Source organism: Alitiscatomonas sp. (assembly GCF_037242085.1).
In the GTDB taxonomy this organism is placed as follows: Bacteria; Bacillota; Clostridia; order Lachnospirales; family Lachnospiraceae; genus Alitiscatomonas; species Alitiscatomonas aceti.
Map to the genome: position 1 here is coordinate 1 of NZ_JAXXBR010000097.1, position 22,520 is coordinate 22,520.

Consider the following 22,520-nt stretch of genomic DNA (forward strand, 5'->3'; position numbering starts at 1 on the left):
TCTTCCGATCTCCTGCGGATAATATCCTCGGTATAACCCATTTGAAATGCCGTTTTTACCACACACACCACGGATACTTGCGATGGTGCTGTAGAAATACCCGTCATCATAAAGCTTAATAAACCACAGCTTTGCATCTGACATTTTGATGTCACGAATGATTTCAGCCATTGTCGGTTCCTCTTTCTTAATAATTGTTTAAATCAAAACTTCCCATTTTCCATAGCGTTTTCCATCGACTCTGCGAATGTATTCCTTCTTTTGCAAGGATTCCATAATTCGCTTTACAGTGCTGAGAGATTTTCCGATCTCTGACACAAGGTCTTTTTGCTTAATTGACGGGTTCTTATAAATCAATTCTAAGACCGCCAGTTCTTCTAAAGTGCATTCCAAAGTGTCAAAATGAGACTTTGGAACTTTAGGATTGACACTTTGGAGATTAGCCTCCGTATAGTCCACATGCATATATCTGTTTTTCAGTTCATATTCCGTTCCCAAGATCAAATTACTGAAAAACATTTCCAGGAATTCTGTAGTAGCGTGAATACTGTTCTGCAAATCATTATAATTTGCTCTTACCAATGCGTTGCGAAAATACCAAGAGTTCTTTTCAAAGGCATCGTTATTTACCTTAAATCCGAAGGTTTTCATGTACTTAATCATAAAAACTGCCGTGGCTCTGGTGTTGCCCTCACAAAACGGATGAATCTGCCATATATCCGAAGCGAATTTGGCAAGATGCTTCACGCTACGTTCTACAGACAAACCTCCATAAGAAAACTGCTTCTCTGTTGCGAAATCATAGTCAAGGGTGTCTTTGATACTGTTCCACGCTGCGTAGGTGACAGTATCGCCTTTCAGCACCCATTCTTTTTTCGTAATATTGTATTGACGAATCTGACCGGCATGGGGAAACACACCTTCAAACAGTCTGCGATGAATCGTCAGCCATTCAGCCGGTGAGAACTGAAATGCTTTCTCGCCCAACAACTTCGCAATTCTTGCGGACACAATATCCGCTTCCCTGGTGTCGTTCTCAATCTCCATACGGTCCGTACGCTGCTCGTAATAACTCTGAATACGTTTCTGTGCTTCGTCAATGCTGATTTTTCCTTCGATATGTTCCTTGGCAGTATCTAATAGATAAGCAGAGGTTTTCAAACCATCTACCGCCTGCAAGCCGATTGCAGTCTGCCACGCTTCACTTTTTTCAATTTGATCAGGTTCACCCTGTTTGATATATTCTTCAAGCTCAAATTGCCAGTTTTTTTCTGCTGACATAGCTGCACCCCGTTTCCTGCTTAATATTTAATCCTAAAATAATCCAAATATGCTTTATATTTATCCTGTGCTGTCAAACAGGTATCTGTCAGATACCCCTTCTCATTGTTCCACTCTTTCAAGCCACGATAGTAGAACATCTTCAAATTATCCTCGATAATGAACGGAACGATATTATATTTCAGGCATTCCTTAAACATAATCAGCCTGCCCACACGGCCATTGCCATCCTGGAACGGATGGATTCTCTCAAACTTCACATGAAAATCCAGAACATCCTCAAAAGTCTTTTCCTCTTTTCCGTTGTACTCAGTCAGCAGAGCTTTCATTTTATCGGCAGCTTCTTCCGGCATTGCTGTCGGCATACCACCAGCTTCATTGGGCCTTTTCTTGTAATCACCTACCGAAAACCACTCCAATCGTGAATCACTGGTTCCGGATTTCAAAATCAAATGCAGCTCTTTGATAAACTTCTCGGACAGTGCAGATTTCGCATTATCAATAATCATATCAATACATCGAAAATGGTTGGCTGTTTCAATCACATCATCCACATTCAATGTTTCATTTTCCACGCTGATGGTATTTGTCTCAAAAATATATCTTGTCTGATCGTAAGTCAACCGGCTGCCTTCCATATGATTGGAATTATAGGTTAAATCAATCTGTGTCTTATGATAAATCCCCCCGGAATATTTACTTTTCTTTTCTTCCTGAAGAATAGAAAGCAAAGTTTTCGGCTTATTCTCCTTCTGATTTGCTCGTAATGGCTTTGCTGCATCTTCCGGTACATTCCAGGTCTTTCCGGTAAGAAACGCCCCTGGAACACGTCCATGAGCACAATAATTACGAACACTTCTCTCCGATATATCCCATCTTTTTGCTGTCTCTGCAACAGAAAGGTATCGCATCTAATATCCTCCGCCTATCTCAATCTCAGATTTTCCAACTCATTTACAGTTCCTGGGTTTTGTATACATAGTAGCCTTCGTAGTAGTAGCTGTGATCTATGCCTTTCATATAGATTTCTCTGTCATTTACATTGTCTGTAAGGGAATTTTTCAAAAGGAACTTAATTTCTATATCTTTAATCGGGCTGCGCTCCATGGCCAGCAGATAATCTTCCTTATCCACTTTACTCCAGTCAACGACATATCCGATTTCTTTTTTCAGCATCAGATCCAGCCAGATTCTTGTGCTTCTGCCGTTGCCTTCCCTAAACGGATGAGCCACGTTCATTTCCACATATTTTTCGACAATTTCATCAAATGTGGACTGGGGCATTTTGTCAATGCTCTGCAAAGCTGCATCCAGATATATCAATGGAGCAAAACGGAAATTCCCTTTTGAAATATTCACTTTGCGAACCTCACCGGCAAAATCATATATTTCATCAAAAAGATACTTATGAATCTTAGCAAGGCTTTCAAAGGTTCCAGCTTCTAAACTTTCCAAATATCCACTTTCAAACATTTCAACTGCTTTCTGCTTGCTGATTTTTTCTTCTATTCTTGCTAATTCCGCTGAATCTGTAATTCCCAGTTTGTTTTCAAGCATTACATTACCTCGCATTCTAACGATAATCGAATATCTCAGAATAATTATACCACATTATCGGCAATTATTACAGTTTTTTATACATCGCTTCATGTTTTATTTTTGCCGATTGGGGTAAAAATATACAGATGAGCAGGACAACGACAACTCGACAATAAAACTATACTTATATAATTATCAGCATATTTTCATAAAATTTGTGTGATTTACCAACGACAAAAACCTCACCTAAAATGAAAATCCGTTTTACAACTCACTTTTCCTCGTTTTTTTGTTTATTTTTTGTATGAAAACTTAAAATCTGCACTTTACTCATTTTCAAAACTTTGAATATTTTTCACTTTTGAAAGCAAAAGCATTATATCCCTATATAACAGAAGAAACCATCCCGTTTCCGAGCTGGTTTCTTCCAATCATCCTTCCTCTGTCGGAAAGACGCATATATTTCTCTAATAATCGCTCCGCTTTTCTCTTGACCATGTGTTTCATATGCCCGCTTTTATGTGGGATATTTTTATAAGAGAGCTAGCTGACGAATCAAAATCAGTTATCCCTCTTTTATGGATCATGAAAACATGTTGCAAAATCGTTGCCACAGAGGGTATTAAGCCTTAGAAAACCCAGGCATTCCAGGCTTTTTCGGGTCTCTGAAATCATTCCCACCCGCTCATTCCCTATCCTGCTCCCAAAACCCTAGTCCGTCGTCTTCTGATACTCCAGCGTATATCCATTGGGGTCAGAAAAGAAGAAGGAATACACCGGAAATTTCGTGTGGTGGGCCGGCGGAGCAGAAAGTCCCAGAGCCGGTCGGGTCTTTAAGGCTTCATACATGCGGTCCACATCCTCCAGGGACGGTAGATTAAAGGAAATGCACTGGCCTGTGGCCATGGGCCGGTCTGGACCGTAATCGCAGAAGGCCAGATAACCGTACCCGCAGTCAAACCACACGCTGGACCCCAGATCCTTATAAACGGGGAGCCCTAAAACAGTGGTATAATATTTTTTTGTTTCCTCCATATTTTTGCACGGAAAGAATATTACGCTGGATTCTGGTTTCATATGAGACTCCTTTCTTTTTTCCATGGATGTCCCTGGATTACCGGCCAGCCTGGTCCTCCAGGGTATCCACATCCCAAAGTTCTCTCTCTTCCTCTACTTCAAAAAAATGTACCTGGTCCATATGGGCTTTCATGACCCGTTTTCCTCCCCGGTCCCCGGACAGAGCCAGAAGCTCATCCTTATAAAATGCAGAAAACCACACCGGATTCCCCGGCTCCCCCAGGCAGGAAATGCAGCCGATCGGATGGCTTTCCCTATCTCCATCCGAAACCTTCTTCATGAATTCCAGAAAAGTCTCCACGGTCCTTTCCGAAAGCCACGGCTGGTCGGCCACAAAAAACACATAGGCGTCCGGCTCTCTCCCGGCCTCCTGCCTGCACATTCCAGAGATCGGGCTGGATCCCGGCATTCCCGCCAGGATCCCGGCCCGGATGCTGTGGGATACTCCCTCCCGACTCTGGGGGCTGTATACAGGATACAGACGGCCAGAGCCGGCAAGAAGGGCCCTCCGCTCCTTTTCCACAGAGGGATCGCAGACAGGCCCGTGGCCTTCTCCTACTGCCTCCTGCAAAAGCTCCTCATACTGGGACACTACCACGATCTCCAGCTCCTTATGCCTTTCTGCCACAGCCGCCAGCCGGTCCAGCAGATGCAGGTACATGGGCTTCTGCCCGACCATATGAAAAAGCTTGTTTTTTCCAAACCGGCGGCTGTTTCCAGCCGCCAGATACACGCATCTTATTTTCATTTCTTCAGCAGTCCCATGGCGATCTTCTCACTGGTGATGGGAAGCTCCTTAAACCACAGCCCTGTGGCGTTGGCAATGGCATGGGCAATGGCCGGGGACGGCGTGTTGATGACGATCTCTCCGATGGACTTGGCTCCGAAGGGGCCGGTGGGCTCATAGCTGCTTTCAAATTCTACCCGCAGCCTTCCCATATCCAGCCGGGTGGGGATCTTATACTGCATGAACGAGTTGTTCATCATATGACCCTTTTTGTCGTACTGGACATTCTCATATAAGGCCATTCCAATTCCCTGGACAATGCCGCCCTCGGTCTGGACCCGGGCCAGGTTGGGATTGATGACCGTTCCGCAGTCCACCACAGCCGCATAGTCCAGGATCTCCACATGGCCCGTCTCCTTATCCAGCTCGATCTCCACCGCGCCTGCCATGAACGGCGGCGGCGATACGGGAGAGCTGTGGGTCTCCGTCACCTGGAGGGCTTCCTGGCTGCCGCACATGGACGCCGTCCCCAGGTCTGTCAGAGTCACCGACTCTCCGGTAGCCGGATCCAGGAAGCGTGTCCCGTCAAACTCCAGTTCCGCGCCGGAAACATCCGCCGCATACCGCGCTCTCAGAAGCTCCGCCGCCTTGTCCTCCATCTTCTCCAGCAGCTTTCCGCAGGCTCTTTCCACGGCCTTTCCCGTCACATAGGTGGTGCTGGATGCATAGGATCCGGAGTCGTAGGGGGAGGCGTCCGTATCCGCCCCGTAAACGGTGATCTGGTCTGTGGAGCAGTCCAGGCACTCCGCCGCCATCTGGGCCAGGATGGTATCGCAGCCTGTTCCCATGTCTGCCGCCCCGATGGTCAGCGTATAGTATCCGTCCTCATTGAGCTTGATGGAAGCCGAGCCCACGTCCACGCCGGAGATCCCGGAGCCCTGCATGGCCATGGCGATGCCGACGCTCCTCACCTTTCCATTTCCCATGTCCCGGCAGGGGAATTTTTCCTTCCAACCGATCATCTCCGCTGTACGCATCAGACATTGATCCAGGGTACAGCTTGCCGCTGTCTCGCCGTAATAGGCCGGCATCACATCTCCCTGGCGCACCACATTTTTGAGACGCAGCTCCACCGGATCCATGTGCAGCTTTTCCGCCAGCTGGTTGACTGCCGACTCCACGGCAAAGATCCCCTGGGTGGCTCCGTAGCCCCGGTAGGCTCCCGCCGACATCACGTTGGTATAGACCACATCGTAGGCAAACCGGTGGGCTTTGGGAGTACCGTACAGCGGAATGGACTTATGGCCGGAAAGTCCCACAGTCGTGGGTCCGTGCTCGCCATATGCTCCTGTATTGGATAAGGTATACACATCGATGGCCTGGATGATCCCGTCCTTATTGGCTCCGATCCGCACAGAGACCTCCATCTCATGGCGGGGAGTGGAGGCCGTCTGGCTCTCCGTCCGGGAAAAGATCATTTTGGACGGCCGCCCCGTCTTCCAGGTGACAAAAGCCGGGAAGATCTCAGAAACCACCGTCTGCTTCGCTCCGAAGCCGCCGCCGATCCTGGGCTTCACGACCCGGATCTTCGACTTGGGGATCCCCAGGGCGTTGGAAATGATCCGCCGCACATGGAACACGATCTGGGTGGAGCTTAAAATGTTCAGCCGTCCGTAGGCGTCAAAATAGCAGCAGGTCCGGAAGGTCTCCATCATGGCCTGCTGGTCGGCCAGGGTATGGTATGTACCCTCTGCCACCACGTCGCACTCTGCCAGGACCGCATCCACATCTCCCTGTCCGGATACCTCGCTGGCGCACAGATTTCTCTTATTGTCCGCTCCCACAGGACAAAGAGATCTCCAGCTGTCCTCGGGATGGACCAGGATCTCGTTATCCTTGGCAGTCCGGAAGTCCAGAATAGCCGGAAGCACCTCATACTGCACCTTCACCAGCTTTAAGGCCCGGTCCACGGCGTCCTCGGTCTCCCCGGCCACAATGGCCACCGGATCTCCCACATACCGCACATGCCGGTCCAGGATCAGCCGGTCGTAGGGGCTGGGCTCCGGATACGTCTGCCCGGCCATGGTAAACCGCTCTGCAGGCACGTCCTCCCAGGTATAAACGGCTGCGATCCCCGGCACCTTCATGGCCGCATCCGTCTTTACAGACTGGATCATGGCATTGGCGTGGGGGCTCCTTAACACCTTAACGATCAGACAGTCCCTGGGGGCCAGATCGTCCATATACACCGGTTTTCCCATCAGAAGCGCCATGGCGTCCTTCTTACGGATCCCCTGATTTACATTCTTCATGACGCTCCTCCCTTCTTTTTATATTCGATAAATGCACGGATCCCCCGGAGCTGTCCCTCGTAGCCGGAGCAGCGGCACAGGTTCCCGGCCAGATATTCCCGGATCTCATCGTCCGTGGGGTCCGGATTTTCCCGGAACATGGCAATGGCGTTCATGACCATGCCCGGATTGCAGAAGCCGCACTGTTCCGCTCCCTGGTCGGCGATGAACGCTCCGAACTCCTCGGCCTCCTTCTGGAGACCCTCCAGGGTGTCGATCCTGTGGCCGTCGGCCCGGGCCGCCAGGACAGAACAGGAAAGGACCGGCTTATCATCCATAAACACCGTGCAGAGGCCGCAGTTGGACGACTCGCAGCCCCGCTTCACGCTGAGACAGCCGTGATCCCGTAAAAAATCAATGAGAAGCCTGTCGTCAGAGATCAGCGCCTCCACATTTTTCCCATTTAAGACCAGTGAAATCTTCATGCCCTCTGTCCCTCCTTCTCTTCTGTCAGGCAGGCCGGAGCGCCGGCTCCTGCGGCCTGTCCGCTTCCGCCGTACAATGCTTCCATCAGTCCCCGGTACAGGAGAATGCCCGCCAGATGGCTGCGGAATTCCTTTCCCGCCCGGATATTGCTGCCCGTGGGGACCACAGATGCAAGCTCCGCAGCCAGAACCTTCCGCGCTTCCTCTCCGGAGGCCTGGAACCGCTCCAGCCATTCTGCCGGAAGCTCATAGGATCTGGCCCGGGCCGGAGTCGCCCCGAAAACAGCCCGTCCGGCAGCCCGTTCCCCTTCTCCGGATCTCCATCCTTCCCCGACGGCCACCGCACAGGCCATCACAGGAAAATCCGTCTTTGTGTTCCGGTGGGACAGGTAGGCGTACCGCCGTTTCTCCTTCTTTACGATGACCCTCACCAGAATATCATTTTCTGCTCCCTCTGCCGCAAACCGCTCCATGGGCACCAGACCTCCATGGTACAGCTCCACCCAGGAATCCAGGGCCAGGAACATGGTCAGCACGTCAGAAAATCCAAACCGTCCAAAAATACTGCCGCCCACGGTGGCCAGGTTCCGGAACTGGACGCCCACGATGTGACGCAGGCTCTCCCGGACGGCCCCGCCGGTCATGGCGTCAAGCCCCTTATGGAGCTCCAGCTCCCTTAAGCTGGTCATGGCCCCGATCCTGTATTCCTCCTCTGTCTCTTCAATACCGGAAAGTCCCAGGTCCGACAGATCGATGACCGTCTGAACCGTCCGGTTCTGCATTTTCAGCCACAGCATGCCGCCGAGGATATGGGCCGATTTTTTCTGGTTCCGCACATAAGCGTCCTCCAGGCTTTCCGCCCGCACATATTCTCTGAATTTAAGCATCCGTTTCCCTCCTCCATATGATTTTCTATTATAAGCCGCAGGACGGATATTTTCCACTTTTACTTTCTAAAAAGGGCCCGTCTGGCCTGTTCCGGCCTCCTTCCTGCTTTCATTCCGGAAGCCAGCAGCCAGGCCCTTTAAGCCTCCTTCTCTCTGGGGATCACAATGTTCAGGACAATGGCCAGGATCGCTGCCGGAACGATACCGGAGCCTCCGAAGATCAGCTGTACTGCCTCGGGAAGTCCGGCGATCACTGCGCCATTGGCACCAATGCCGTAGCCAAGTCCCAGGGCCGTGGATACGATGGTGATGTTCCTGGCTGTCAGCGGCTCCTTTGTGATCAGCTGGATGCCGCTGATGACGATGGATGAAAACATCATCACCGCCGCTCCGCCCAGAACGCTCTGGGGCATAATGGAGATCAGCGCCGCCAGCTTGGGGAGCAGGCCGCAGAACACCAGGAATACGGCTCCTGTGGCCAGGGCATGCCGGTTGACGATCTTTGTCATGGCCACCAGGCCCACGTTCTGACTGAAGGATGTGTTGGGCAGCACGCCGAACAGGGCTGCAAAGCTGGAGCCCAGACCGTCGCAGATAACGCCGCCGGAAAGCTCAGAATCGGTCGCTTCCCGTCCCATGCCGCCTTCCATCACGCCGGAAATATCGCCCACGGTCTCCACTGCCGTTACGATGAACATGATCAGCACCGGAACGATGGCACGCAGGTCAAAGACCAGGGGGACCGGCATCAGCTTCGGTATGGAAAACCAGGAGGCCTCCGCCACCTTGTCCCAGTTTAAGACCCATGCCTTGGTATACTCCACGCCATCAGCAGTAATGCCTGTGGGGGATAAAAAGAGGCCCATGACAGCCGACGCAATATATCCGGCGATGATTCCGATCAGAATGGACGATGCGCTGGTCATGCCCTTTGTTCCGTGCTTAAACGCGATGATCACCACTGTCACAAGAGCGCCCAGAGCCAGGTTCTCAATGGAACCAAAATCAGCTGCCATATTTCCGCCGCCAAAGGAATTGACGCCCACGGATACCAGGGACAGGCCGATGGAAAGGACTACTGTTCCAGTGACCACTGCCGGGAAAAACCGCCTCAGGGGCTTTAATAAAAAGCCCAGGACCGTCTCAAACAGGCCGCCAAGAACGGAGGCCAGCATAATGGCCCCGTAGCCGGCAATGCCGCCGCCCATGACCTTTGCCACACTGTTGAATACACCGATGAAGCCGGAGCTGGTTCCCATGATAATGGGGACCTTTCCTCCCACAGGACCGATGGCGTAAAGCTGCACCAGTGTCACGATCCCGGCCACCAGCATGGCGTTCTGCAGCAGATCCACCTGCAGCTCTGCAAATTCGCTGCCTGCTCCAATGCCGCAGGCGCCTGTGATGATGAGGATCGGAGTCAGATTTCCCACAAACATGGCCAGCACATGCTGAAGCCCCAGGGGAACTGCCTTTGTGAGCGGAAGCTTCCCATAAAAGTCAAACGCCGCTCCTTTTGTTTCTGCTTTTTCCACTTTTCTCTCTCCTTTTTAGCCTTTTTCTGCTTTTTTCAGCCCCTCTATCATGGGCGATAGGAGAAAAAAAGTCAATAACCCAATGAATATTCAGAAACTTTAATTATTTCTAATAATTCGGAATTTTTCTTGCATTAAAAGCCAGTTGGGACGGAAAAAATTCATCAGCTGCCAGTAACCGGCCCCCAGAAGGCCATATTCCCGGATCAGGTCAAACTTTCCCTGAATGCTCCGCACATCCTCGAACCAGATCTCATGCTGGATCCCGTACTGCCAGTAACGAAGGTATGGGGACCAGGCCGTCTCGTCGAACCGGATCGGGACTCCATGATCGATGGCCCGGGCCACCGCCTCTCGGTTGCTGATGGACTGGGCCTTTGTGGTCCCGCGCACATAGGGAAGGGGCCATTCATACCCATAATTGGGGATCCCCAGGCTGATCTTTTCCACCGGAATGGCTGAAACCGCGTACTCCACCACCCGGCGGACCATATTGAGGGGGGCTACGGCCATGGGAGGGCCGTATGTATATCCCCATTCATACGTCATCAGCATCACCCGGTCCGCCGCCTCCCCTAACAGACGGTAATCGATTCCTTCATATAAAAGCCCCTTCTGGTCCGGCGACGTTTTCGGAGCCAGGGCCACAGAGACCGGATAACCGAATACCTGGAGCACACGGCGCACACGGCCTGTAAATTCTGCAAAGGCCGGCCCGTCCTCTGCCCGGACGTACTCAAAATCAATGTCCAGCCCCCGGTAGCCCTTTTCTGTCATCGTCCGTCCCAGCTCCCAGATCAGCCTCTCCTGGAGTCTCCTGTCCTCCATCAGCGCCGTCACCAGATTGTTGTTAAAGCGGCCGTCTGTTCCCAGGGGCGTCAGGACCATCACAGGATCCACACCGGCATCCGCTGCCTGGCGGATCAGCCAGGTATCATCGGACGAAGGCGGGATCAGTGTTCCCTGTTCTGTAAAGCCGTAGGAAAAAATATAAAGATCTGTCAGAAACGGAAGCGTCTGCTCCGCCGTCTCCCTTGAAATAAACGGATATGCATAACCAAATGAGTATAGCTCCCGCCTGGACTGTTCCCGGTCCGCCGCCGGTCCTTCCGGGATCAGGAGCGACTGGCCCACAGCCAGGCGGTATGGATATTCTATCTGGTTGGCCCACAGAAGCTCTCCCACAGGGATACCGGCCGTCTCTGCGATCCGGTCCACATTGTCTCCTTCCTTTACCACGTAAACTGACACGTTCTCCCGCTCCCCATCCATTTCTTTCCTAATTAATATATGAGCATGGGCTGTCCGGGGGAACGAAAAAACGCACCTGCGTGCTTTTCCGCCTGCGGACGGGCCGCTTTTTTGCTCCCTCTGCGGAAAAACTGCTTCCGGCCCATGGCTGTCCCTGCGGAGCGTTTTAATATCATGGGACGCATTTTCCCATGATATAAAAATACCCGGAAAAGAACGTTCCCATATGGAACCGTCCCTTCCGGGTGATTTCAGTCATATCCGTTCAGTTATCGCTCAGCCAGCGCTGTCAGCCGTCCGTCCACCACGTCGATCAGGATGGTATCTCCTGTATGGACACCGTCGGAAAGGATCAGCTTTGCCGCCAGGGTCTCCACATTTTTCTGCAGATACCGTTTCAGCGGTCTGGCTCCGTAAACCGGATCGTAGCCATTGTCCACGATGAACTGCTTTGCCTCATCGGACAGGGCGATGGTCAGCTCCTTATCGGCCAGACGCCGGTTGATGTCTGCCGCCAGAAGATCCACGATCCCTCCGATGTCGTCCTTTGTCAGAGGCTTAAAGAGGATGGTCTCATCCAGACGGTTTAAAAACTCTGGACGGAAATGGGCCCGAAGGTCGTTCATGACCATCTGCTCCGCCTCCGGCCGGATATTCCCGTTCTCATCGATGCCCTCCAGGAGATACTGGGAGCCGATGTTGGAGGTCAGGATGAGGATCGTATTCTTAAAGTCCACGGTCTTTCCCATGGAATCGGTAATCCGCCCGTCGTCCAGTACCTGTAAAAGCACGTTGAACACATCCGGATGGGCCTTTTCCACCTCGTCAAATAAGACCACGCAGTAGGGCTTTCTGCGGACTGCCTCGGTCAGCTGGCCGCCCTCATCGTAGCCCACATATCCTGGAGGAGCACCGATGAGACGGGACACGGAATGCTTTTCCATATATTCGCTCATATCGATCCGCACCATGTTGTTCTCGTCATCAAACAGGCTCTCCGCCAGGGCCTTGGCCAGCTCCGTCTTTCCGACGCCGGTGGGGCCTAAGAACAGGAAGGAGCCGATGGGCTTGGTGGGATCCTTGATCCCGGCCTTGGACCGGATAATGGCCTCTGTGACCTTCTCCACGCCTTCATCCTGGCCCACCACCCGCTTATGGAGCTGTTCATCCAGATGAAGTGTCTTATTCCGCTCGCTTTCTGTAAGCTTTGCCACCGGGATCCCCGTCCACCGGGAAATGATCCTGGCGATCTCCTCTTCCGTAACGCTTTCATGGACCAGACTCAGATCCTGGTTCTTTACCTTTTCCTCCTCGGCCTCCAGCTCCTTTTCCAGCTGCGGAAGCTTTCCGTACTGGAGCTCCGCCGCCTTATTCAAGTCATACTTCTGCTGGGCGTCCTGGATCTGGCGGTGCAGGCTCTCAATCTCCTCACGGAGGCTGGAAAGCCGATCCACCGACGCCTTCTCGTTCTCCCACTGGGCCTTCTGGGAGGCAAAGGTGTCATGAAGCTCCGCCAGCTCCTTCTGGAGATCCGCCAGCCGCTCCTGGCTCAGATGGTCGGTTTCCTTCTTTAAGGCCGCCTCCTCGATCTCCAGCTGCATGATCTTCCTGGACAGCTCGTCTAGCTCGGTGGGCATGGAGTCCAGCTCGGTCTTTATCATGGCGCAGGCCTCGTCCACCAGGTCAATGGCCTTATCCGGAAGGAACCGGTCGCTGATATACCGGTTGGACAGGACCGCCGCCGAAACCAGGGCCGAATCGGTGATCTTTACTCCATGGAAGACCTCATACCGGTCCTTCAGTCCCCGGAGGATGGAGATGGTATCCTCCACCGTGGGCTCATCCACCGTCACCGGCTGGAACCGCCGCTCCAGGGCCGGATCCTTTTCAATATATTTCCGATATTCGTCCAGGGTCGTGGCGCCGATGCAGTGGAGCTCGCCCCTGGCCAGCATGGGCTTTAACATATTTCCGGCATCCATGGAACCCTCGGTCTTTCCCGCTCCCACAATGGTATGAAGCTCATCGATGAAGAGAATGATCTGCCCCTCGCTCTTTTTCACTTCCTCCAGAACAGCCTTTAACCGCTCCTCAAATTCGCCCCGGTATTTGGCTCCTGCCACCAGTGCTCCCATATCCAGGGAAAACAGCTTTTTATCCTTTAAGCCCTCCGGCACATCGCCGCGGACGATCCTCTGGGCAAGGCCCTCCACCACGGCCGTCTTTCCGACGCCTGGCTCGCCGATGAGCACCGGGTTATTCTTTGTCTTCCGGGACAGGATCCGGACCACATTCCGGATCTCCGCATCCCGGCCGATGACCGGGTCCAGCTTCTGGTCCCTGGCCCGCTCCACCAGATCGGCCCCATATTTATTTAAGGTATCATAAGTAGCCTCTGGATTGTCGCTGACCACCCGCTGGTTTCCGCGGACGGTGGAAAGAGCCTGTAAAAAATTGTTCCGGTCAATGGCGTACAAACGGAACAGCTCCTTTAAAGCCCGGTTGGGCTCCTTTAACAGGCATAAGAACAGGTGCTCCACGGAAACATACTCGTCTCCCATGGCCTTTGCCTCGTCCTCTGCGCTGATGAGGACCTTGTTCAGATCGTTGGTCAGATAGACCTGGCCGCCGCCGGAAACCTTCGGAAGCTTATTTAACGCCTGCTCCGCCTCGTTTAAAAACTGTCCGCCGGAGATTCCCATTTTCGTTACCAGCTTCATGATCAGGCTGTCCTCCAGCCGCAGGAGGCTCACCAGAAGATGCTCCTGGTCGATCTGCTGGTTTCCATATTCATAAGCCAGCTTCTCGCAGCCCTGGACGGCCTCCACTGACTTTTGTGTAAACTTACTGATATTCATATACAATCCTCCTTTTGAAAAGGAAATGGTCTTGTTTATTTGTTCTAGGCAGAATATAACACATGTTATTAGCACTGTCAATGGGTGAGTGCTAATTTTTTTTTTGAAGAATTTGTGAATCCTTGATTTTACTGGTCTCACAGGGATTTTTCACTTGCTTTTGCACTCGATTTTCTTGATTTGACCACATTTTTACGACAACGACTTATGGTTTATACCACAGCAGTCACAGTTTCTGGCAGGTTCATTTTAGACATCTCATTCTCCACATGAGACTTCTCTACAATATGATTATAGACATTCATTGTGATCTATGCATCTGAATGGCCCATGACATACTGCATAACTTTGGGGTTGACATTGTTCTCACCCAGCCTGGTACATCCCGTATGACGAAGGGTATGCGATGAAATAGGGGGCATCAGCTCTGTCTCTCGCTTCTCATCTTCTGCCAATTTACTTTCTTATTATAGGCATTGACGCTATTTTTCAGAAAGCTGTTCACTCCCGCCGGCATGATCGGATGTTCATGCTTTGTATTGAAAATAAATCCACTACGTCCACCAATCTCCACATTACTCTGTAAACCGGGCATCAGGTTCAGTTCTCTCTGCTTACGGAGCACATCATATACCATCTGTGTCATAGGAATATCTCTGATGCCTGCATCCGTTTTAGTTCCTAAGTCATGGAAGCAATAGCCTAAGTGTTCATCTATTTCAGCTTCCATCATTTCCTTGATGGTGCCGCCAAGCAGATCTTTAAGGGCATCTTGAATGTCCTGGGCAGACTCGATGTCATACTCCTGCAGGAGCATCTGAATGATATTTTCTTTTTCCTTCAGTCATTTGTACTTTGTGTACGGTTTTCTTTTCTCTTGCCATGATAAAAGGCCTCCTATGATTTATTATCTTATCATAGAAGACCTTTTAAATCTTTATTTACATAAAACTTTCATAGACTCTTCAACGATGGGGGGATTTTTCTGCCTTTTTCAGATAATTCTCTTCAGTTATTTATCCATCTATCCACATTTCTCCAATATCCTCAGAAGGAATCTTTTTTGTTTTATATACAAAAGCTACACTATACTTCGCTCTGGTAACTGCCACATAAAACTTTGAAAGACTTTCAGCTTTCATATCCTTCGATTTCCCTGACAGCCAATTTAACATTGGCTGTGTCGGATATATCAAAACTCTGTCGAAAGTAAGTCCCTTTGATGATCCAAAAGTCGTTACTTCAAATTTTGTATTTACCTTAGTTTTTTTGTCATATCTAAGCTGTATCGGATTATATGTTTCCATATAGCTATCAATATTTTTTTCGTTAATCCAAAATATTCCATCATGTCCCGTTTTTTCATTCATAGCAGAATCACATGGCTTCATATCAGGATACATCTGATTTGCAAGATTACATATGATCTGATTATTTCGATGAGATGTAGATAATGTTGTGGTATCAATATTCATTCCAGTAATATTATCCTGCACAAAATCCACTATTTTCCCACCTGCATACTTTTTATGTTTTGCTTCGTAATGAGTTCGATATGTCGTCTGACGGGGATCTCCTACTAAAGTCATATTGCAGCCAACCTCGTATAGCTTTTTTATAACTTCTAAATCATATCCGGCAAAATCTTGTATTTCATCTACAAAAACATAAGAAAAAATTTTTCGTATTCTGCGAAATACACAGCCATTCGATAATCCATCCAAAACACATGGCAGTTTTGAAATCATATTTGAATATACATTACCGGAAGCCGTGACATATTTTTTCTCATTTGTATCCTTTAGTCTCAATAAATTTTTATCTGCCTTATTCACTAATAACACACCGGATACCCTGTTATTTATAAGATAGCTTTGGTAAGGTCGTATACCATGCTTGATTAGCAGCGAAAACCACGGCATAATAGTTACATTGGATGGAATACAACCATTTATTTCGTAAAATTTGTCTCTAATGCTTTGTTCATTAGCATCGGTATAAGTTGTTATCAAAACATTTTCAGAAATCTCCAATGCCTTCTTTACAAGAAATGTTGTTTTTCCTGCCCCTGCCGCCGCAATAATTAGACTACTCATTTTTTATTGCCCTCATTATATACTCAGGATATTTAATTTTCGTAGCCGATTCAAAAATTGCTATGGCACAATCCGTCTTATGAGCGTGCATATATTTGTGCATCTCATCATCCGTATCGTAGTTAGTTCCAAAAATATTATTCATTGCTTCTCGCCCATTTTCTTTCAATATTTTCGGCTCAAAGGTATTATAATTAAAATCCTTATCTGACAGTTTCAAGTCACCTGTATCCACTACCTCATCAACGCATATATGGATACATGGTATTTCTTCGTATTCTCTGTACTTTTTCTTAGCAGCTTCAATATTTCCATCGTTGTCCGTAACAACAACCGTTTCTTTGTTTAATATCTGTGCAATTTCAAGATACCGCTTAAATGTCACCCCACCTACGGTCATTACATCTATTCCGTCTTGGATAGGAAGCCGCCCCTCATGAGTATCCATATATGCCCGCTGAACAACCAGCTCATCTGAATCGCCCTCTACTAAGATTGATTTTTTACAAAGAATCAGTCGCAGTGTATCATAACCTGCCACTTTTTTGAAAAATTCAAAAGTTTCTTTTTTGAGCGATTGCATCGAGCAACAATTATCGTCTGAAAGTAAAATTAAATTTTCCAGTCCGAGTTTATTAGCGACAAAGCTACTATGCGTTGATGCTATAATCTGTCTACCAGATGCAGCCTTTTCTATAACTCCCATCAATTCGCTTAATCGAGAAAAAGACAAATGACTTTCAGGTTCTTCAATCAAAATAATACTTGCTTTTTCTGCCTGTTTATGACTTAAAGCTAATTGTGTTTTTATAATACATTGTGCACCTTTTCCAGCATGAGCAAACGGGATTCCATCCACCTGCGTAACCAAACTTGACTCCCAGGAATTTTGAACTCCCTGATCGGCACTCAATGATAATTTTCCATTCATAACCGTAGACGCTGCACTAATTTTCTCATTGATTGACTGAATTGCTTCATTTTGTGCAAACTCATCTATCATATTTCTATGGGCTTGTGTTATTGCTGTTATGTCCTCTGGTTCAAGGAAATCCTTTACTACTCTGGAAATATATACATCAGACCCATTTTGGTATCTGTAATTTGACGAATCAATCATTACAGACTTTATTGGTATGAATCTGGGCATTTTTTCATCTCGGCTAAAAGAAAACCATTTAGCTTCATAAAATTCAATAGGCAAACTTGTAATTTTTTCTGTTTTCAGCAAACTTTCATATTCTGAATTAAATTTATCAGAAAAACTAATTGTGAATCTGATTCCCTCTATACCATCACTTTTTTCGGAATTACCATTTCCTTCATATTCAGGCAATGTTCCACTTTTGAAATATAACTCAATCATTATTTCTGGAGGTGCAATCGGCTGTCCATTTTCCACTGATGCCAGGTATTCCTCAACTGCTTCTCTATTAAATAAATATGTTGATAGCTGATTTCTAATATTTCGACCAGCATACATACCCGTTAAAGCCACATGAATGGCTTCAAGAATAGTAGATTTTCCAGATTCATTATCCCCAACCAGAAGATTGATATTTTCATTAAATTTTACTTCAAACGGATTTTTAAACTTCTTAAAATTTTGAATGATTACCTTCTCAATAGCCATTCGTAGCCTCCTATCTTCGATTTTACTCTATCCCCAATGCCTTAAACACCGCATCTTCCGCACTCTGATACGGAATCAGCTGAAATGCACTCATCAGATCAGCCGGAACGCTTGCAAAATCAACAAATGAGGTACTTGGAATCAGCACCTTCTTTGCACCGCTATCCAGGCACACTTGAAGCGTGTTTGCAAGTTCATCCACCTTTATCATTGTGCCACTAATTGTTATATCTCCCAACACTGCCAAGTTGCTGACAACAGGCTTTCCAAGGGCAATCGAACAAAGTGCAATCAATGTTGGAAGTGCCAATTTGTCTGTCATACCGATACCATGCAAATCCTGATAATTGATGATGTAATCCTTGGTCGAGGTGCTGATAGAGCCACTGATCCGATTGCCGTTGGCTTTCAGATAATTAAATGCCGTGTTCACAGCTTCCTTGCATTTAGAATCGCTACCTAAGCCAGTCCGTTCAATTTTGCCATTGCCTGGAAGCATCTGGCTTTCCAAACGAAATACACCAATCATGCCACTTTTTCCTCTGGATACGGTATAAACCTGTCCCGGATTACACATTCCATCCGGTATCAGCTTACCGCCACCCTGTTCTGGTACGGAAACATAATGTTCTGACATATCTTCTAGATCTATATAAGAAAAGTTTACATCATAAAATTCCATACCGCCCAGCTTCTTCAATTGCTCCTTGACACGGCGACGCATTTCCAATGCAATCTGAATAATTTCTTCCAGTTCTTCTTTGGTAAACTCACCATTTGGATACATCAACTTCAGATAACCGTCTATCATACGACGAACCGCAATTGTATCACGCTGATTCAGATTTCTCCCCAGACGGAAGTAGTGATCAAGTGCATCTCCATACTGCTCCTTGCGAAGCTCTCGGATGAACTCTGCCAAATAGTCACTGATAAAACCGTAATCATCGGTAAAATGCTCCGGTCTGAACTTCGGTATCTCCCATCCTGGAAGATAACAATGCATACGATCAAGAAATGCTGTATCTGTTCCCATTTCCTGCGGGAAAGGTGCAAACAGACTGGACGTTTTCAACAGCACGTCCACACTCTGATTGATATTTCCCACAAATACCATGGACGCAGTAGCAGCTTTTTCTTCTTTGCCACGGGCAAAAGAGCCGGATGCCATGTAATCCTTCATAATCTGAATGCCATCTTTATCTTTAAACTTGATACCAGCCACTTCATCAAAGGCTACACAGTCCCATAAGCCGACCAGTCCGACCGTTTTGCGTCCCATATTGTAAAACAGGTTTGCAACCGTCGTCTGTCCACCGGAAATTAAAATACTGTTCGGTGAAATCTCTTTGTAAAGATGAGATTTACCGGTACTTCTCGGTCCAAGCTCACAAAGATTAAAGTTATTTTCAACTAATGGAATCATACGGGTCAAAAGTAACCATTTCTCACGGTATGTGAATTCATCTGGCTCCATGCCGATAGAACGAAGAAGAATATCCAGCCATTCATCTTTCGTAAAAGCTGTTCGTCCCTGTTTCAGTTCATCAATATCAATGTGCGGCATCTGGATTGGCGTCAGCTTACGGATACTGATTGGTGAAATATCTTTCTGCTTTTTCTGTTTGGAACGAAGCGGATTTCCATCAATGTCCTCAATACCAAAGTTATTGTCGCCTTCAACCTCATAATCCAGCTGAACAATACACCAGATACCGCCACAGAGCAGGCGATCAAATTTTTCTGGATATTCATCGGCAATCGGTACATTGCCAACTCCCAAATTGGAAAACTCTGCAAAAAAGCAGTCCTTTTTCATATCCAGTCGAACAGTCACCATATCAATGATTGTGTGAATGCCTTTTTTACGCAGCTGAGACAGAATTTTCTGTGATTCATCCGGACGTACAAAGTTGTCAGCAAGAATACGCTTCACATTCTGTACGCCTTTTTCAATGACCGTTTCATCATCTGAGCTACAATATTGCCCCAGTAGAAACTCAAGAACATACACCGGGACATTCGCCCCTTCCTTGATTTTCTTTGTCAGGTCTTTCCGAACAATCTTACCGTCAAAGTTCTGACGGAGCTTGTTCTTTATTTCTTCACGGGTGCTTTCACCCTCTGTAAATTGCTCCATCTTTCTCTCCTCCTGCGGTATTAACTAAAAAAATCAAACTCATCCACCGCAAAGGCGATGTCAATCTGGAATGGCTCCCGCTGTGGCAGCTGTAATCCCTGTTCATCTGCAATTACCAGATAATAAGTAGCTGTATTGCTGTATTTCAGAGATTTCAAATTAAACTGACAACGGAAAGTTCTTTCTGCACCGTTATCGCTGGTCTTATCTGCAATAATCTTCTGAATATCACTAATCTGCTTGCCGTCCTCATCTGTAAAGTAAACCTGATAGGTTGCAGCTTCACGGTTTGTACTGACTGCATCTTTTTGATAGAAGTTCAATGAAAAAATCATATTACTGATCTTACGGTTTGCGGACAGTAAATTAACCGTTACCGGCTTAGTATCATATTTCTGCTTATTTCGCTTATATTCCATAGAATCGTTACGGAGATAATGATACTCAATCACTGGAACAACCATTTCCTGCAAGCTGATACCACCATGCACAAAATTCATACCGCCACCATTCATTTTGATACGAATACTTTCTCTCGGTGCAAATCCATCAAATTCTGTATTTCCGCCCAGGAATTTTACAGGCATCAAGTAATCTGGTTGCACACCCTTCTGCATAATTGCATATCTTCTGCCATACTCCACACATCGCCTGATACTTTCTATCTTTGTAATGTCAGAGTTTGTTACATCCACATCAAAAAAGCCTCTTTTATCTACTTTGTCCTCTTCCTTCAAAGGACTGTATGTATAAAGAAATCCATGGTCTGCCGTAATTAAAATATTCGTTCCGCCAAATTCATTTACAATGATACGCACAAGATTCTTCAATTCTGAAATTGCCTTGTCACACGCAGCAAAAACAGCAGTATCCGAAGTATGGCTGGCTTCATCTATGGTATCGTGATAAATATAAACTACATCCATACCTTTTACCAAAGCACTTCTTTCCGCTCGTTTCATAGCAATGATGTCATTATACTTTAAAGCCACGCTTGCCGAATCTTCTGTTTTCAGAACCTTGTCCCTATAAGTACTTGCCGTAGACTGTCCATCTGCCAAAACCGTCAAAATATCGTTCCGAACCTCTACTGTCAGTTCTTTGTGCGGCAACAAAGCTGCCATACCAAACTTTGTAGTAGAGGGGAAGATACTCTGCATACTGCTGATAGAAACCTTACTTTGCGTTTCTCGCTGAAGCTGATCTGCCATCGTAGCTGCCACTTCATAACGCATGGCATCTGAGATAATTACAAATACTTTCGTATCCGAGGTTTGGATACGGGAACGGTAAAAATCCTCCTGTTGCGGTACTTCCAGAACTTTACCGTAAGTTGCCAGTTCATCCGCACATACATCCGACCAGTTGTTGCCCAACTCACCTAAGAACCAGTGCGTATAAAGTCCTTCCACCTTATCGACAACATGCTTGAACAAATCATCCAGCAGAATATTGGAAGTCTCCAAACTCTTTTGAAAACTAAGATGGAACAAACGGTAATACGTGTCCATCTGATAGTAACTCTCAGTATATTCTTTCCAGATACTTTTCGCTTCTGCGGTATGGAATCCGGCAGAATGTTTCTTAAAGAAACTTTGCATATTCGCCACTTGTAAGATACCGTCATAAAAATTTTCAAATGGCTCATACCATACACAGGTTCTACGTTTTTCAACGGTATTCGTAATGGTATCCACATCAATAATATGGTCACTGATCTCTGTCATTAGCTTTGTCAGAATTACTTCATTAATACACGGAAAGCACTCTGTTCCTACCAGATCCTCTACTGCCAGCTTTTCAAAGCGCTGATGCAGACGGGCTTCATCCTCAACATAACGTGCCACATCATATAATTGCGGAATGTTATCACTATGAAGCCATTCAGAAATAAAATCATAGCAATATGCCTGATGTGGCATAGAAATAAAACCGTCCAATCCGGCAAGATATTCCTGCCGCATGGTACGGGTCGCTGCAGTTAAAAGCAGATGAATTGCCAACCGCCCAAGGTCTGGTTTTTCCTCCACAAATCCGCATCCCTGACGAACCATCGCCCAAAAAGCTGCGTCTGCATGATATTTTACAAAATCCTGATAAACCGTATTATTATTCAAATCCAGTCCCGCCTGGAACACACTACGGAGAATCATATTAGGCTGTGCATCTTTCAATCCACAGATTGCCGCCATGACAGCCATGTGTAACTGTGCCGGTGTTTCCGGAACTTTATTCTGTGTACTAGCTTTCAAACGACGGTCTTTCGCATTGAAGTAAGCACGATAATTTTTAACCTGTTTCCTCATTGCCGGATTTGATATAAGTCCCATCTCATCCATCCAGATAGAAATCAGATCTGCCCGAAACTCTTCACTGTAAAGCTCTACATCCAGAAGCCAGTTATCATCCGGGCGATTATAGACACACGGACTGTAAACCAGATAATTTGTGGTCAAATCATCTACTGAAAGCAGTTTTTTTACAGAAAACGCATTATTTCCTGTCAGCGCAATCACCTTTGCATTTTCCAAAACCACTTCATCCAGTTTATCCTCAAATTCCTTATCTTCATCATACCAGAAAATGATACGACGCTGATAAAACTCAGGCAGAGGTGCAGCAAATCTGCGATTTAAATCTTGTATTATTTTATCTGTATCCATGCTGTCCTCCTACCTTATAATTTTCCAATTTGCTTTTCGTTTTGTTCCGCCCTGTAC

General features: G+C 47.4%; 15 protein-coding genes and 1 pseudogene. All 16 read right to left on the reverse strand.

Going from position 1 to position 22,520, the window contains the following annotated elements:
• Positions 1 to 198: 198 nt before the first annotated feature.
• Positions 199 to 1,281, reverse strand: coding sequence for a Fic family protein (locus WIH05_RS10330; RefSeq protein ID WP_022272225.1), 1,083 nt, complete (start codon positions 1,279 to 1,281; stop codon positions 199 to 201).
• A 20-nt stretch (positions 1,282 to 1,301) separates the two neighbouring features.
• The gene (locus WIH05_RS10335) at positions 1,302 to 2,192 is read right to left on the reverse strand and encodes a Fic family protein (RefSeq protein WP_022272226.1); all 891 of its coding nucleotides are present in this window, start codon (positions 2,190 to 2,192) and stop codon (positions 1,302 to 1,304) included.
• A 43-nt stretch (positions 2,193 to 2,235) separates the two neighbouring features.
• Positions 2,236 to 2,838, reverse strand: coding sequence for a Fic family protein (locus WIH05_RS10340; protein ID WP_022272227.1), 603 nt, complete (start codon positions 2,836 to 2,838; stop codon positions 2,236 to 2,238).
• Positions 2,839 to 3,531: 693 nt separating this feature from the next.
• Positions 3,532 to 3,897: a VOC family protein gene (locus WIH05_RS10345; RefSeq protein WP_022272228.1), complete on the reverse strand. Its 366-nt coding sequence runs from the start codon at positions 3,895 to 3,897 to the stop codon at positions 3,532 to 3,534.
• 37 nt (positions 3,898 to 3,934) lie between these two features.
• On the reverse strand, positions 3,935 to 4,645 hold the full coding sequence (locus WIH05_RS10350; RefSeq protein WP_337425337.1) for a nucleotidyltransferase family protein: 711 nt from the start codon (positions 4,643 to 4,645) through the stop codon (positions 3,935 to 3,937).
• Positions 4,642 to 6,936, reverse strand: a complete 2,295-nt coding sequence (locus WIH05_RS10355; RefSeq protein ID WP_337425338.1) for a molybdopterin cofactor-binding domain-containing protein — start codon at positions 6,934 to 6,936, stop codon at positions 4,642 to 4,644. The genes WIH05_RS10350 and WIH05_RS10355 overlap by 4 nt, the downstream gene beginning before the upstream one ends.
• The gene (locus WIH05_RS10360; protein WP_022272981.1) at positions 6,933 to 7,400 is read right to left on the reverse strand and encodes a (2Fe-2S)-binding protein; all 468 of its coding nucleotides are present in this window, start codon (positions 7,398 to 7,400) and stop codon (positions 6,933 to 6,935) included. Before WIH05_RS10360 ends, WIH05_RS10355 begins: the two co-directional genes overlap by 4 nt.
• A complete protein-coding gene (locus tag WIH05_RS10365) occupies positions 7,397 to 8,287 on the reverse strand; it encodes an FAD binding domain-containing protein (protein ID WP_022272980.1) in 891 nt (296 codons plus the stop codon). The genes WIH05_RS10360 and WIH05_RS10365 overlap by 4 nt, the downstream gene beginning before the upstream one ends.
• Before the next feature lie 137 nt (positions 8,288 to 8,424).
• Entirely contained in the window at positions 8,425 to 9,822 is a 1,398-nt protein-coding gene (locus WIH05_RS10370) for a solute carrier family 23 protein (protein ID WP_022272979.1), read from the reverse strand.
• Positions 9,823 to 9,921: 99 nt separating this feature from the next.
• Positions 9,922 to 11,073 carry a glycosyl hydrolase family 18 protein gene (locus WIH05_RS10375; RefSeq protein ID WP_337425339.1) on the reverse strand — a complete coding sequence of 384 codons (1,152 nt, stop codon included), beginning with the start codon at positions 11,071 to 11,073 and terminating at the stop codon, positions 9,922 to 9,924.
• 269 nt (positions 11,074 to 11,342) lie between these two features.
• Positions 11,343 to 13,931, reverse strand: coding sequence for an ATP-dependent chaperone ClpB (gene clpB, locus WIH05_RS10380; protein ID WP_022272893.1), 2,589 nt, complete (start codon positions 13,929 to 13,931; stop codon positions 11,343 to 11,345).
• Positions 13,932 to 14,628: 697 nt separating this feature from the next.
• Positions 14,629 to 14,748 (reverse strand): annotated as a pseudogene (locus WIH05_RS10385) (IS256 family transposase); the annotation flags it as partial.
• A 199-nt stretch (positions 14,749 to 14,947) separates the two neighbouring features.
• A complete protein-coding gene (locus WIH05_RS10390) occupies positions 14,948 to 16,027 on the reverse strand; it encodes a UvrD-helicase domain-containing protein (RefSeq protein WP_337425340.1) in 1,080 nt (359 codons plus the stop codon).
• Positions 16,020 to 17,660 (reverse strand): AAA family ATPase, encoded by a 1,641-nt coding sequence (locus WIH05_RS10395; RefSeq protein WP_337425341.1) that lies wholly within the window; start codon positions 17,658 to 17,660, stop codon positions 16,020 to 16,022. Before WIH05_RS10395 ends, WIH05_RS10390 begins: the two co-directional genes overlap by 8 nt.
• A 22-nt stretch (positions 17,661 to 17,682) precedes the next feature.
• Entirely contained in the window at positions 17,683 to 19,800 is a 2,118-nt protein-coding gene (brxL, locus tag WIH05_RS10400) for a protease Lon-related BREX system protein BrxL (RefSeq protein ID WP_337425342.1), read from the reverse strand.
• A 20-nt stretch (positions 19,801 to 19,820) separates the two neighbouring features.
• The gene (pglZ, locus tag WIH05_RS10405) at positions 19,821 to 22,463 is read right to left on the reverse strand and encodes a BREX-1 system phosphatase PglZ type A (RefSeq protein ID WP_337425343.1); all 2,643 of its coding nucleotides are present in this window, start codon (positions 22,461 to 22,463) and stop codon (positions 19,821 to 19,823) included.
• Positions 22,464 to 22,520 lie beyond the last annotated feature (57 nt).

What these genes read in the sequence shown, in the direction of transcription:
- WIH05_RS10330 (WP_022272225.1), bottom strand. Translation starts at nt 1,281, where the DNA reads ATGTCAGCAGAAAAAAACTGGCAATTTGAGCTTGAAGAATATATCAAA.
- WIH05_RS10335 (WP_022272226.1), bottom strand. Translation starts at nt 2,192, where the DNA reads ATGCGATACCTTTCTGTTGCAGAGACAGCAAAAAGATGGGATATATCG.
- WIH05_RS10340 (WP_022272227.1), bottom strand. Translation starts at nt 2,838, where the DNA reads ATGCTTGAAAACAAACTGGGAATTACAGATTCAGCGGAATTAGCAAGA.
- WIH05_RS10345 (WP_022272228.1), bottom strand. Translation starts at nt 3,897, where the DNA reads ATGAAACCAGAATCCAGCGTAATATTCTTTCCGTGCAAAAATATGGAG.
- WIH05_RS10350 (WP_337425337.1), bottom strand. Translation starts at nt 4,645, where the DNA reads ATGAAAATAAGATGCGTGTATCTGGCGGCTGGAAACAGCCGCCGGTTT.
- WIH05_RS10355 (WP_337425338.1), bottom strand. Translation starts at nt 6,936, where the DNA reads ATGAAGAATGTAAATCAGGGGATCCGTAAGAAGGACGCCATGGCGCTT.
- WIH05_RS10360 (WP_022272981.1), bottom strand. Translation starts at nt 7,400, where the DNA reads ATGAAGATTTCACTGGTCTTAAATGGGAAAAATGTGGAGGCGCTGATC.
- WIH05_RS10365 (WP_022272980.1), bottom strand. Translation starts at nt 8,287, where the DNA reads ATGCTTAAATTCAGAGAATATGTGCGGGCGGAAAGCCTGGAGGACGCT.
- clpB (WP_022272893.1), bottom strand. Translation starts at nt 13,931, where the DNA reads ATGAATATCAGTAAGTTTACACAAAAGTCAGTGGAGGCCGTCCAGGGC.
- WIH05_RS10390 (WP_337425340.1), bottom strand. Translation starts at nt 16,027, where the DNA reads ATGAGTAGTCTAATTATTGCGGCGGCAGGGGCAGGAAAAACAACATTT.
- WIH05_RS10395 (WP_337425341.1), bottom strand. Translation starts at nt 17,660, where the DNA reads ATGGCTATTGAGAAGGTAATCATTCAAAATTTTAAGAAGTTTAAAAAT.
- brxL (WP_337425342.1), bottom strand. Translation starts at nt 19,800, where the DNA reads ATGGAGCAATTTACAGAGGGTGAAAGCACCCGTGAAGAAATAAAGAAC.
- pglZ (WP_337425343.1), bottom strand. Translation starts at nt 22,463, where the DNA reads ATGGATACAGATAAAATAATACAAGATTTAAATCGCAGATTTGCTGCA.